The organism is Micromonospora sp. NPDC048898 (assembly GCF_043198035.1).
Taxonomy (GTDB): Bacteria; Actinomycetota; Actinomycetes; order Mycobacteriales; family Micromonosporaceae; genus Micromonospora.
This window is the reverse complement of sequence record NZ_JBICUF010000003.1, coordinates 76,465-88,994: the sequence shown is the minus strand read 5'-3', so window position 1 is coordinate 88,994 and position 12,530 is coordinate 76,465. Positions and strand designations below refer to the sequence as shown.

Annotated in this window: 14 protein-coding genes; 3 read left to right on the top strand and 11 right to left on the bottom strand. The window is 70.2% G+C overall.

Annotation, left to right across the window (positions count from 1 at the left end; genetic code table 11):
* Positions 1-6: 6 nt before the first annotated feature.
* From ACGFIQ_RS10710 to ACGFIQ_RS10690, 5 genes are all read right to left on the bottom strand, one after another.
* Positions 7-1,680, bottom strand: coding sequence for a glycoside hydrolase family 13 protein (locus tag ACGFIQ_RS10710; protein ID WP_393243172.1), 1,674 nt, complete (start codon positions 1,678-1,680; stop codon positions 7-9).
* Positions 1,681-1,712: 32 nt separating this feature from the next.
* The gene (locus ACGFIQ_RS10705) at positions 1,713-2,759 is read right to left on the bottom strand and encodes a LacI family DNA-binding transcriptional regulator (protein WP_393242423.1); all 1,047 of its coding nucleotides are present in this window, start codon (positions 2,757-2,759) and stop codon (positions 1,713-1,715) included.
* Between the two features lie 67 nt (positions 2,760-2,826).
* Positions 2,827-3,795 carry a carbohydrate ABC transporter permease gene (locus ACGFIQ_RS10700; protein WP_393242420.1) on the bottom strand — a complete coding sequence of 323 codons (969 nt, stop codon included), beginning with the start codon at positions 3,793-3,795 and terminating at the stop codon, positions 2,827-2,829.
* 1 nt (position 3,796) lies between these two features.
* Positions 3,797-4,843, bottom strand: coding sequence for a carbohydrate ABC transporter permease (locus ACGFIQ_RS10695; RefSeq protein ID WP_393242418.1), 1,047 nt, complete (start codon positions 4,841-4,843; stop codon positions 3,797-3,799).
* 70 nt (positions 4,844-4,913) lie between these two features.
* Entirely contained in the window at positions 4,914-6,260 is a 1,347-nt protein-coding gene (locus tag ACGFIQ_RS10690) for an ABC transporter substrate-binding protein (RefSeq protein ID WP_393242415.1), read from the bottom strand.
* Positions 6,261-6,507: 247 nt separating this feature from the next.
* Between ACGFIQ_RS10690 and ACGFIQ_RS10685 the strand changes: the two genes are divergently transcribed.
* Complete coding sequence (locus ACGFIQ_RS10685; protein WP_393242412.1) at positions 6,508-7,281, top strand: peptidoglycan DD-metalloendopeptidase family protein; 774 nt, start codon at positions 6,508-6,510, stop codon at positions 7,279-7,281.
* Positions 7,282-7,330: 49 nt separating this feature from the next.
* Here the strand turns inward: ACGFIQ_RS10685 and ACGFIQ_RS10680 are convergent, their stop codons facing one another.
* The 5 genes from ACGFIQ_RS10680 to ACGFIQ_RS10660 all read right to left on the bottom strand — a co-directional run bounded on the left by ACGFIQ_RS10680 (position 7,331) and on the right by ACGFIQ_RS10660 (position 9,740).
* Positions 7,331-7,825, bottom strand: a complete 495-nt coding sequence (locus tag ACGFIQ_RS10680; protein ID WP_393242409.1) for a TspO/MBR family protein — start codon at positions 7,823-7,825, stop codon at positions 7,331-7,333.
* Between the two features lie 137 nt (positions 7,826-7,962).
* Positions 7,963-8,106, bottom strand: a complete 144-nt coding sequence (locus tag ACGFIQ_RS10675; RefSeq protein ID WP_007464364.1) for a GPGG-motif small membrane protein — start codon at positions 8,104-8,106, stop codon at positions 7,963-7,965.
* Positions 8,097-8,873, bottom strand: a complete 777-nt coding sequence (locus tag ACGFIQ_RS10670) for a metallophosphoesterase (RefSeq protein ID WP_393242406.1) — start codon at positions 8,871-8,873, stop codon at positions 8,097-8,099. The genes ACGFIQ_RS10675 and ACGFIQ_RS10670 overlap by 10 nt, the downstream gene beginning before the upstream one ends.
* Before the next feature lie 10 nt (positions 8,874-8,883).
* Complete coding sequence (locus ACGFIQ_RS10665; RefSeq protein ID WP_393242403.1) at positions 8,884-9,159, bottom strand: hypothetical protein; 276 nt, start codon at positions 9,157-9,159, stop codon at positions 8,884-8,886.
* On the bottom strand, positions 9,156-9,740 hold the full coding sequence (locus ACGFIQ_RS10660; RefSeq protein WP_357067020.1) for a nucleotidyltransferase: 585 nt from the start codon (positions 9,738-9,740) through the stop codon (positions 9,156-9,158). The genes ACGFIQ_RS10665 and ACGFIQ_RS10660 overlap by 4 nt, the downstream gene beginning before the upstream one ends.
* Before the next feature lie 182 nt (positions 9,741-9,922).
* Here ACGFIQ_RS10660 and ACGFIQ_RS10655 point away from each other — a divergent pair, with 182 nt between their 5' ends.
* Entirely contained in the window at positions 9,923-10,594 is a 672-nt protein-coding gene (locus ACGFIQ_RS10655; protein WP_393243170.1) for a thymidylate kinase, read from the top strand.
* Here the strand turns inward: ACGFIQ_RS10655 and ACGFIQ_RS10650 are convergent.
* Positions 10,579-11,274, bottom strand: coding sequence for an SDR family NAD(P)-dependent oxidoreductase (locus ACGFIQ_RS10650; RefSeq protein WP_393242400.1), 696 nt, complete (start codon positions 11,272-11,274; stop codon positions 10,579-10,581). The two genes, ACGFIQ_RS10655 and ACGFIQ_RS10650, sit on opposite strands and share 16 nt — an antisense overlap.
* A gap of 174 nt (positions 11,275-11,448) precedes the next feature.
* Between ACGFIQ_RS10650 and ACGFIQ_RS10645 the strand changes: the two genes are divergently transcribed.
* Positions 11,449-12,465, top strand: coding sequence for an NAD-dependent epimerase/dehydratase family protein (locus ACGFIQ_RS10645; RefSeq protein ID WP_393242397.1), 1,017 nt, complete (start codon positions 11,449-11,451; stop codon positions 12,463-12,465).
* The last annotated feature ends 65 nt before the right edge of the window (positions 12,466-12,530 follow it).

The window sequence follows — 12,530 nt, the reverse complement described above, 5'->3', positions numbered from 1 at the left end:
GCTGGGTCAGCCGCGCAGCCAGACTGTGACGTCGGTCGGGACCGCGCCGTCGTCGTCCAGGGGTGCGCTGGTGGCGAGCACCTCGGCACCGGTCGGCACCGGCACCGGGGCGGCACCGAAGTTGGTCAGCACGGTCAGCTGACCGTTGCGGAAGCTCAGCGCCTCGTCGCCGGAGGACAACCACTCCAGGGTGCCGCGACCCAGCCCGTGCGCACGGCGCAACCGCAGCGCCGTGCGGTACAGCTCGTACGTCGAGCCGGGCACGTCGCGCTGGCGGTCCAGCGCGTACTCCGCCCAGAGCGGCGGTTGCGGCAGCCAGCTCGCGTCGGTCGGCCCGAAACCGTACGAGGGGGCGTCGGCCTCCCACGGGATCGGCACCCGGCACCCGTCCCGGCCGCGCTGGGTGTGCCCGCTGCGCTCCCAGGTCGGGTCCTGCCGAGCCTCGTCGGCAAGTGTCGTGTGCTCGGGCAGCCCCAACTCCTCGCCCTGGTAGAGGTACGCGGAGCCGGGCAGGGCGAGCATCAGCAGGGTGGCCGCCCGGGCCCGGCGCAGACCGAGCGCGGCGTCCGGCTGCGGGTCGCCGATGCCGATGCCGTTGGGCCGGCCGCCGCCGATCGCCAGGCCGAGCCGGGAGGCGTGTCGCACCACGTCGTGGTTGGACAGCACCCAGGTGGTCGGCGCGCCGACCGAGTCGGTCGCCTGCAGCGAGCGGGTGATCACCGCGTACTGGGCCGGTGCGGTCCACGCCGCGAGCAGGTACTCGAAGTTGAACGCCTGGTGCATCTCGTCCGGGCGGACGTAGCGGGCCAGCCGCTCGGCCGGCTCCACCCAGGCCTCGGCGACCAGCACCCGCTCGCCGGGGTAGCTGTCGAGAACCTGCCGCCACTGCCGGTAGATCTCGTGCACGCCCTCCTGGTCCCACATCGGCGGGCGCGGCTTGTCGATCTCGTTGCCGGAGAGGATCTCCTGCGGTTCCTGCCAGTCGGCCAGGTCGGCCTGCTTGATCAGGCCGTGTGCCACGTCGACCCGGAAGCCGTCCACCCCGCGGTCCAGCCAGAACCGCAGCACGTCCAGGAACTCCGCGTGCACCTCCGGGTTGTCCCAGTTGAGGTCCGGCTGCCCGGTGTCGAACAGGTGCAGATACCACTGCCCGGGTTGCCCGTCGGAGTCCACCGTCCGGGTCCAGGCCGGACCGCCGAAGACGCTCTGCCAGTCGTTCGGCGGCTGGTCGCCGGTGGGCCCGAGGCCGTCCCGGAAGATGTACCGGGACCGTTCCGGGCTGCCGGGCGCGGCGGCCAGCGCGGCCTGGAACCAGCGGTGCGCGGACGAGGTGTGGTTGGGGACCAGGTCGACGATCACCCGCAGGCTGCGGGACCGGGCCTCGGCGATCAGCTTGTCCGCGTCGGCGAGGGTGCCGAACAGCGGGTCGATGTCGCGGTAGTCGGCCACGTCGTAGCCGGCGTCGGCCTGCGGCGACGGGTAGAACGGGGACAGCCACACCGCGTCCACGCCCAGCTCGACCAGGTGGTCGAGGCGGGCGGTGATGCCGGGCAGGTCACCGATCCCGTCGCCGTCCGAGTCGGCGAACGAGCGGGGGTAGATCTGGTAGATGGTCGCCTCGGTCCACCAGCCGGTGGCTGGGTGACCGGAGGGGCTCTGCTGCGTCGGATCGGTGTTCAGGGTCTTCTCCCGTGTCGCGCGGTGGGTGGATTTCAGTGTGCCCGGGGTGGTGCCGTCGAGTCCCGGACGACCAACCGAGTGGGCAGGATCACCGGTGTGTCGCCGCCGGCGTCGCGTTGACCCACGACGGGGCCCGGGGGGCGTGCCCCGAGCGGGTCGAGCAGCATCCGGGCGGCGAGCCGGCCCTGCTCGGCGGCGGGCTGGGCGATGGTGCTGAGCCCCAGCATGCCGGCCAGGTCGTGATTGTCGATGCCGATCACGCTGACGTCGTGTGGTACCCGCAGCCCGGCGTCGCGTACCGCGGTCATCGCCCCCATCGCCATCTCGTCGCAGGCGGCGACGATCGCGGTCGGCGGGTCGCCACGGACCAGCAACTCGGCGGCGGCCCGGATGCCGCCGTCGATGGTGAACGTGGACTCGACATCCAGGCTCGGGTCGGGCCGCAGGCCGGCGGAGCGCAGCTCCGCCTGGTAGCCGCGGCGGCGGTCCAGGTGGGTGGTGAAGGCCAACTCGTCGTCCGGGTCGCCGGAGATGTGCGCGATCCGGTGATGGCCGAGGTCGATCAGGTGCCGGGTGGCGGTCCGCGCGGCAGCGACGTCGTCGATGCGTACGCAGGGCCAGTTGGGCACCCTGCTGCCCGAGCTGATCGTCACTCCGGGCAGGTCCAGTGTGGCTAGCGCGGTCAGGTCGGCCGGCCGCAGTGGCGTGGCGACCAGCATGATGGCGTCCACCCGCTTGTGCAGGTTGGCCGTGCGCAGGACCCGCTGGCGGATCTGCTCCCGGCCGCCCAGGTTGTAGAGCAGCAGGTCGTAGCCGGACTGGTGCAGGTGCTCCTCGACCGCCTCGACGACGGTGCTGAAGAACCAGCGGGTGATCCGGGGGACCACCACCGCGACCGTGCCGGTTCGGCCTCCGGCGAGCCGGGACGCACTCGGCGAGACCGCGTAGTCGAGTTGTTCGGCGGCGGCGAGCACCCGGCCCCGGGTGGCTGCGGAAACCGTCGGGAGCCCGCGCAGGGCCCGCGAGACGGTGGCCGTGGACACACCGGCCAGCCGGGCGACATCATCGATCTTCGTCACGGTTCCCCCGCTCGGTGCCAGAACGCCCGCCGCCGCCCGAGGGGCCGGGCGACGGCGGGCAAGCGGGTCAGCCCTTGACGCTCCCGGCGAGCAGACCTCGCACGAAGAAGCGTTGCAGGGACAGGAAGACAATCAGCGGTACGACGATGGAGACGAACGCTCCGGCGGTGAGCCGCTGCCACTCGTTGCCCCGGGTGCCGGCCATCTCGGCGAGTCGGACGGTGAGCGGGGCGGTCTCGTTGCCGCCGCCGGCGAAGATCAGCGCGACCAGCAGGTCGTTCCAGACCCAGAGGAACTGGAAGATGCCGAACGCCGCGAGCGCCGGGGTGATCAGCGGCAGCACGATGGTGCGGAAGATCTTCGGGTGGGTGGCCCCGTCGACCCGGGCCGCCTCCATCAGGTCTCCGGGTAGCTGCGAGATGAAGTTGTGCAGCAGGAAGACGGCGAACGGAAGCGCGAAGCAGGTGTGGGCGAACCACACCTGGGCGAACTTCTGCTCGTCGACGAGGTCCCAGGCGGGCATCAGCGTGACGCCGCCGAGGGTGACGCCGGTGGAGAAGAACTTCAGCAGCGGCACCAGGGCCATCTGCAACGGCACGATCTGCAACGCGAAGATCGCGATGTAGACCCAGTCCCGGCCACGGAAGTTGATCCAGGCCAGCGCGTACGCGGCCAGGCACGCGAAGGCGAGCGGGAACAGCACCGACGGGATGGTGATCGCCAGGGAGTTGATGAAGGAACCGGCGAGTTGCCCGGAGGAGGCCGACCGCCCGAACAGGACCTGCTGGTAGTTCTCCAAGGTGAACTGCGGGTTGGTGAACGCGGTCCACCAGCCGGTGGTCTTGATCTCGTCCTCCGGTCGGAGGGAGGAGACGAGCAGGCCGAAGGTCGGGATGGTCCAGACCACCGCGATGACGATCGAGACGAGCGTCGCGGTGCGGCTGTTCAACCGCTTGCGGACCCGGCCGGCCGTGGTGGTCGGGGTGCCGTCGGTCTGCTGGGCGCCGACGGCGACGGTGGGCGTTGCGGTGGTCATCTCAGCCCTCCCGCTGCTGACGGAGGTTGCGGATCTGGTAGATCACGACCGGGATGACCAGGATGAAGAGGAAGACGGCGAGTGCCGAGCCCTGCCCGTTCTGGCCGTACCGGAACGCCTGGTTGTACATCTCGCTGGCGATCACGCTGGTGTCGTAGTTGCCGTTCGTCGAGGTCCGGACGATGTCGAAGACCTTGAGCGTGGCGATCGTGAGCGTCACCGCCACGACGATCAGCGCCGGCCGGATGCTCGGCATGGTGATCTGCCAGAACATCTGCCACGGGCTCACGCCGTCCAGCCGGGCGGCCTCCACGATGTCGTCGGGGATGGCCTTGATCGCGGCGGAGAGCACCACCATGGCGAAACCGGCCTGGATCCAGACCATGATGACGATGAGCAGCACCGTGTTCAGCGGGGATTCGAGGAGCCACTGCTTCGGCTCACCGCCGAGGCTGACCACGATCTGGTTGAGCAGACCGATCTGGTCGCCCTCACCCCGGTAGGCGTAGACGAACTTCCAGATGATGCTGGCGCCGACGAAGGAGATGGCCATCGGCAGGAAGATCAGTGACTTGGCCACCGCCTCGAACCGGGCCTTGTCCACGAGTACGGCGTAGAGCAGGCCGAACCCGGTCGCCACCAACGGGACGAGGAGCACCCAGACCAGGGTGTTGATCAGGACCCGGACGATCGAGTCGTCGGAGAACATCCAGCCGTAGTTGCGCAGACCCACCCAGTTGGTGCTGCTTCCGTCCATCAGGGAGAGCAGCGTGGTGCGGATGGCCGGCACGACCAGGCCGATGACGAGCAGCAGCAACGTCGGCAGCAGGAAGAAGAACGCGAAGAGCCCCTCCCGCTGCTTGCGTCGGCGGGGCAGCGGGCCCCCGCCCACGGAGGCGGCGACGAGCTGAGCCTCCCGCCGACGGGCGAACCAGGCCGGCACCACGTCGAGCAACAGGAGCAGACCACCAACGACCACCACGAAGGCGACCAGCCCGTACATCAGCATGAGGAACTTCGGCTGCTGATCGGCGAAGTCGAACTTCATCAACCCTCCCTTCCGGGTCCATCTCGTCCGGTGGCCCGGCCCGCGAGCGCGGACCGGGCCACCGCCGGGATCACTTAGGCCAGCTGCTCTCGATGCCCTGGAGCACCGGAGCGGTCGGCTTGCCGTTCAGCCACTCGACCATGCCCTTCCAGAACGTTCCCGCGCCGACGGCGGCCGGCATCAGGTCGGATCCGTCGAAGCGGAAGGTGCCCGACTTGTCCTGCAGGAGCTGGACGGAGAGCTTGTCGATCGGGCTGGCCACGTTGGCGATGTCCAGCTTGTTGTTCGCCGTGACCCAGTTGCCGAGCTTCGCGCGGCTGTTCACGTACTCGGCGGAGACCAGGTAGGTCTGCACCGCCTGGACCTCGGGACGGTCGGCGTAGCCGACGACGAACTCGCCCGCGCCCAGCACCGGCTTGCCCTTGGCCGGGTCGATGGCCGGGAGGTAGAAGGCGAACGCGTCGCCGTCCTCGGCCACCTTGGTGCCCTCGGGGAACTGGTTGGCGTAGAACGACGCCTGGCGGTGCATCGCGCACTTGCCGGTGGTCACCGGCAGGCCCGCCTCCTGGAAGGCGGTGGTGGTGATGCTCTTGACGCCGCCGAAGCCGCCGTTCATGTACTTGTCGTTCTTGAGGATGCTGCCGGCGCGGTCGACCGCGTCGACGACCTTCGGGTCGTTGAACGGGATGGCGTGGGTGGTCCACTGGTCGTAGGCCTCGGGGCCCGCCGTCCGCAGGAGGACGTCCTCGATCCAGTCGGTGGCCGGCCAGCCGGTGGCGTCACCGGACTCGACGCCCGCGCACCACGGCTTCATGCCGCTGGCGGCGATCTTGTCGCTCAGGGTGATGAGCTGGTCCCAGGTGGTCGGGACCTCCCAGCCCTTCTCCTTGAACGTCTTCGGCGAGTACCAGACGAAGGACTTCACGTTGGCGCCGAGCGGCACGCCGTAGAGCGTCCCGTTCACGGTGCCGTACTTCAGCCAGTCGGCCGGCATGTTCTGCTCGGCGAGGGCCTTGGTGTCGGCGCTCAGGTTCTTCAGCTTGCCGGCGTCCGCGAAGCGCTTCACGAGGCCCGGCTGGGGCACGAAGGCGATGTCGGGGGCGTTGCCGCCGTCGACCCGGACGGGGAGCTGCGCCTCGAACTCGCCGCTGCCCTCGTAGTCGATCTCGATGCCGGTGCACTCGGTGAACTGCGACCAGGAGCGCTCCAGCAGGTCGGCCTCGGCGTCACGGATGGACGCGTAGATCGAGACCTTCTTGCCGTCGTGGCCCTCGTACTTGTCGTATGCGGCGCACTCGGCGGAGCCCGCGTTGTTGCTCTTCTTGTCGTCGCCGGTACCGCAGGCGGTGGCGCTGAGCGCCAGCCCGAGTACGCCGGCGATCACGAAGGCCTGGCGTGGTCTGGTAAAGACCGCCATGCCGTCCTCCTTCCTAGCCGGCGCGGTGCTGGTCACCCGTCGCCGGTCCGATTGGGCGTGCTCACATGTAAGCGCTTGCATCCGGCCCGGTCCACCCCCAGTCAGACACGAGCGAGTAACAATCCGGAAACCTGTGGGCTGCCTGGTGGGCGCGTTGCCGTCCCGAATCCTGGACTCTTTCGAAGATTGACGATATCTGTCAGGCTGAGCACTTCAGATCGAAGGTTTTCGACATAGGAGGAGCTGCATGCGCAAGCGGTGGATGAGCCTGCTGGCGACGGGTCTGCTCGTCGGGGGAGCACTGGTGCCGGCGAGCCCGGCGCTGGCCGCGCCGACCTTCAAGGTGCCCTTCCCGTGCGGCCAGTCCTGGTCCGGGCAGACCAGGTCGGACCACAGCCCGGCGTACGCCGTCGACTTCAACCGCACCGACGACAACGGCGACCCGGTGGTGGCCAGCGCCCCCGGCACCGTCGACCGGGTGACCGACCTCGGCGGCACCAGCTATGGCAAATACGTTCGAATCAACCACGGGGGCGGTTACAGCACCTATTACGCCCACCTCAGCGGCTTCAACGTCTCGGTCGGGCAGACCGTCGCCTACGGCAAGGTGCTCGGCTGGGTCGGCAGCACCGGTGGCTCGACCGGCCCGCACCTGCACTACGAGCAGCGCCTCAACGGCGCCGACATCCAGGTCCGCTTCAACGGCGCCCTCGGCCTCTACTGGGGCAGCAAGACCTACACCAGCGACAACGGGTGCTCCTCGGGCGGCGGCAACGGCACTGTCGACACCAGCGGCACCGCGTTGACCGTCCGCTCCGGCCCCGGCACCGGGTACGCCTCGGTCGGCACCGTCGCCGACGGCACCCGCGTGACCATCGCCTGCCAGACCAGTGGCACCACGGTCACCGGCACGTACGGCACCAGCTCGATCTGGGACCGGATCGGCTCCGGTCGGTACATCGCCGACGCGTACGTGTACACCGGTTCTGACGGGTACATCCCGGGCGTGCCCCGCTGCTGACCCGGAAACGGCCACGGTCCCCGGCGGGAGCCGCCGGGGACCTGTGGGGTCAGTTGTTCAGCTGCCAGATCGACAGGTTCAACGCGGCGGCGAAGGTGACCCAGGCCCAGTAGGGCAGCAGCAGCGCGGCCGCCACCCGGGACACCCGGGCGAAGAGCACCACGGTGAGCCCGATCGCCAGCCACATCAGCACGATCTCGGCGAACGCCAGCCCGTACTGCCCCGCGCCGAAGAACAGCGGGGTCCAGATCGCGTTGAGCACCAGTTGGGCGGTCCACGCCCAGAGGGCGGGAGCGAAGCCGACCCGGCGCCACACCAGCCAGCCGGCCACGGCGATCAGGGCGTAGAGCAGCGACCAGACCGGGCCGAACAGCCACGACGGCGGGGCCCAGCCGGGTTGCCGCAGGCTCGCGTACTCCGCGGTGGTGCCGTGCACTCCCAGCCCGCCGATCGCGGCCGCGACGAAGACCGCCGCCGCGAAACCGGCGAGGGCCCACCACGCTCGCCGCCCGGAGGCCGCCGGCGCGTCCCGAGATATCTCCATGGTCAAGATATTTCCGGCCCGGTGCGGCTCAAACCCACAAGAAAGCGCCGGGATCACCACGGCCGATGCTTCTGTCGGGAGGACGAAGCTCCGGCCACGGCGACCCCGGCGGGTCCCGGTTTTATGACATACGAGCGCTAATTGAAGATGCTGACACCACCCGGGCCAACCAACAGCCCGACAACGATGAGGACGATGCCCCACAGGATCTGCCGGCGGAACAACGCGAGGATGCCGGCGACCACGAGTACGACTGCGAGAATCCAAAGAATCAGCTCCATGACCTCTGAATACCCGACGGTCCGAGCGGGGAAACCTGATCGGTATCAAGTTGATCGCCAACGTGGAAGACGCTGTACGCCTGCTTGATCACCGGGTGCGCGACGTTGCGGACGCGTACCCCGCCGGGGGTCGTGCCGCGCTCGCTGCCGGCGTGCGCGTGCCCGTGCAGGGCCAGCGCCGTGGGTGCCGAGTCGATCGCCTGCCCCAACTGGTACGACCCGAGGAACGGGTAGATCTCCAGCGGTTCGCCGACGAGCGTGTCCGGCACCGGCGCGTAGTGGGTGAGGGCGACGAGCATGTCGCAGTCCAGCGAGCGCAGGGCGGCACCGAGTCGGTCGGCGCTGTCGGTGGTGGTCCGCACGAAAGCCTTCATCTCCGGCTCGCCGAAGTCACTCGCACAGCGCCCGGCGAACCCGCCGCCGAAGCCCTTGACGCCGGCGATGCCGAGCCGGCCGCCCGCACAGTCCAGCACCACGCCGTTGCCCTCCAGCACGGTGATGCCCGCGTCCTCCAGCACCTTGACCACCTGGGGCACCTGATCACACTGGTGGTCGTGGTTGCCCAGCACGGTCACGACCGGCACGGCCAAACCGCCGAACTCCTCCGCCACGCAGCGCGCCTCGGCCTCGGTGCCGTGCCGGGTCAGGTCCCCGGCCAGCAGCAGCACGTCGGCGCACTCCGGCAGCTCTTCCAACGCCGGTCGGAACCGTCCGACCACGTCCTCGTCCAGATGCACGTCACCCACCGCGGCGATCCGGATCACCATGGAACCTCCCTCAGGGCAGTTGCTCGATCTCCGTGGGCGCCTGGGCGCGGATCACCCCGATGTCGCTGGTGATCGGTACGTCGGGAAAGCGCTCGGACACCAGGCGCAGGATCTCCGCACGCCGGTGCGGGCTCTCCACCTCGCCGTGCAGCACGAGGGCGCGTTCCCGTCGGACCACGGTGATCCCCTGCTCGGCGACGGCGGGGTCCTCGGCGAGCAGCCGCTGGATCTCCGCGTCGACGTACTCGTCCGGTGGCCCGGTGCCGATGTCGCGATGATGGGTCACGATGTCCCCTCTCCTGGCTGGGTGCCGACGGCCGGCACCACCTCCAGCCGGTCCAGCAGCACCAGGAACGCCTCGGCGTACGGCGAGTGCTGCGTCTCCTTGCGTACCCTCTCCCAGTCGATCTGCTCCCGCAGCGAGCGGGCCAGCGGCAGACCGCGGGCGAAGTCGCAGTAGTGCTGGGAGAAGCTCAGCAGCTTGTGCACCATCAGCTGGGTGGCGGACAGGACCGGCATGTGGATCGCGTCCACCGGCCGGATGACCGTGTCGGCGAACGTCTCCTCGGTCACCGGTGTCTCGATCGGCCGATGGATGAGGTCCACCATCCGGCCGTCGTCGAAGACCTTGACCAGCCAGTCCTCCGGGGGTCGCTGGGCGACGAAGCCGGCGGCCACCAGGGCCTCCAGTGCCTGTTCCACGTCGGCCTCCCGGATCAGGAAGTCGACGTCGTGCTCACTGGAGTGGCCCCCGTGCGCGTAGACGGCGAAGCTGCCGCCCAGGGCGAACGGGATCTCGGACTGCTTGAGCACGGCGGCGACCTTCTTGAGGGTGTGCACCAGACTCTCGTCCCCGCGCTCAGCCATCTGCTTCTCCCGTCGTCAGGTGGTGGACCGGCGGTTGGGTTTCAAAGGTCCGGTACCCGGCATTCCGGTCGGCCACACCTCCTTGCGTCGCGGTGAGGTGCCAACAGGAACGAAACAGTACAAAGCTCACGGAGTAGGTGCGTGGGTCGGATAACCTGTGGAGGGTGGCCAGATCATCGGGGATGCGACGCGGCAGGGCCCGGTTACGCACCGTCGCCCTGATCGGCATCGACGGTTCCGGCAAGACCACCCAGGCACACCGACTGGCCGACGCGCTGAACGCCGCCGGCCGCCCCGCGAAGTACCGCCGCAACGCCAGCGGCCGTCGTTGGCTGGGCCGCCTCGCCCACCGCCTCGGGCGACCGGACGCGCAGCGGCTCGTCGGGCGCGACGGTGTGCTGGCGGTGGAGTCCGTGCTGCGCTGGCTCGCCATCGCCATGGCCCTGGTCAGCTGCCTGCTCACCGGCCGGACGGCGGTGATGGACCGCTACTCCGCCTGCCAGTACGCGAGCATCCGCGCGCATGGGGGGCACCGCTGGGAGCGACTGGCCCGGGCCGGCTACCGCCTGTTCCCGACCCCGCAGGTGACCTTCCTGCTGGCCGTCGACCCGGCGGAGGCGTACCGGCGCATCGAGGAGCGCGGCACCGACCACGAGACGATGGGCTGGCTCACCGCGGCGGACACCGCCTACCGGGCGCTACCCGAATATCCGAGCTTCGTGTTGGTGGACGCGGGTCGCCCGGCCGAGGAGGTGACCGAGCAGATCCAGGCGCACCTGGGGACCTGGCTGCCGGCGTCCCCGGGGGCGGCGCGGGGTGACGAGGGCCCGTTGGTGGCTCAGGCCCGCCCGTAGACCGGCACGGTGGCGCCGCTGGTCGGCGCGGACTCCGCCGACGCGAGGAACCGGATCACCGACGCGATCTCGGCCGGGGCCACCCAGCGGGAGTGGTCGGCGTCGGGCTGGGCGGCCCGGTTCGCCGGGGTGTCGATGACGCTGGGCAGCACGGTGTTGCAGCGCACGTTGCGAGATCTGTACTCCACCGCGACCGCGTTGGCGAGGGCCAGCACCGCCGCCTTGGCGGTCACGTAGCCGGCCGCGCCGGGAAACGGGGCGAGCGCCGCGCGGGCCGCGACGCAGACCACCGCGCCGCCGCCGGCCGCCAGCAGGTGTGGCAACGCGGCCTGGGTGACCAGGTAGGTGGGCCGCAGGTTGACGGTGAGCATCCGCTCGAAGTCCTCGACCGGCGTCTCGTGCACCAGGCCGCCGCTGGCGTACCCGCCGACCAGGTTGACCACCGCGCGCAGCGGCGCCGCCGACTCACCGGCGGCGACCTCGACCGCCCGCGCGGCACCCGCCGGCTCGGTCAGGTCCGCGACCAGCCGGACCAGCCCCTCCGCCGCCGGCTCCGCTTCGGGCCGGGCGCTCCGCTCCGGTACGACCACCCGCCAACCCGCCTCGACAAAGGCGCCCACCACCGCCCCACCCAGCCCACCAGAACCCCCGGTAACCAAGACACTGCCCAGAACCCCCATGCGCCAACGCTAACCCCCACCCCCCACCGCACCCCCACCCCACCCATCCCTCCTCGGTTGATCATGGGGTTACTGCTGCGACACGCCGAGGTGAGTGGCAACAACATCATGATCGCGGTCTGCCGTGGGCAGAGTTGGTCGTTGAGACGGGCCTTGGTGGCGCAGGATCGGTCGATGCGAATTCTCATTTTGGGTGGCACTCGATTCCTTGGCCGGGCGACGGCCCAGCTCGCCGTCGAGCAGGGTCACGAGGTGACCTGCGCGGCCCGGGGCGTGTCCGGGGTCGCGCCGGCCGGAGTCCGGTTCGTGCCGGTGGACCGGGACGATCCCCAGGCTCTGGCGCAGCTCGCCGGCGAGGGTTTCGACGCCGTGATCGATGTGACCCGCCAGATCAGTCACGCCCGGTACGCGCTCGACGCACTCGCCGAGCGGGTCGACCACTGGTCCTTCGTGTCCACGATCTCGGTGTACGCGGACCACACCACCCCCGGTCAGACCGCCGCGGGCGCACCGGTGCTGCCGCCGGCCCCACCGGAGGTGGACGGTCCGGTCGGCCCGGACCACCGCTGGTACGGCGAGTGCAAGGTGAGCATCGAGCGGCTGGTCCGGGAGCGGATGGGCGTGGACCGTTCGTTCCTCTGCCGGGCGGGACTGATCGTCGGTGCGGAGGACCCGAGCGATCGTTTCCCGTACTGGGTGCGGCGGCTGTCGGTGGGTGGGGAGGTGCTCGCACCCGGCCGCCCGACCGACCGGGTGCAGTTCGTGGACGTGGCCGACCTGGCGGGCTGGCTGCTGCACGCCGCCGGCACCGGCCTCGCCGGCACGTACGACGGCACCGGACCGGCGATGTCCCGGGCCGACCTGCTGCACGGGGTGGCCGCCGGGTTGGGCGTCACCGATCCGGTCCTCACCTGGGTCGACCAGGAGTTCCTGCTGGCCCATGACGTCCGCGAGTGGTCGGGGGAGCGGGCCCTGCCACTCTGGGTGCGACTGCCGGAGACCGGTGGTCTGATGGACCGGGACGCCGCACCGGCTCTGGGTGCCGGGCTGACGATCCGTCCACTGTCGGACACTGTTCGGGCGACCGCGGCCTGGATGGCAGCGGACCCGGCCGCCGTACGGCAGGGCGGACTCGACCCGGCGGATGAGGCGGCGGTACTGCGGGAGTGGCAGGCTGTGCGGGATCGGTGAACGGGCCGTCGGCCGTTTCCCTCGTCCCGGCCAGTCATGGTTGACGCTCACGCTTGGTGAAAGTA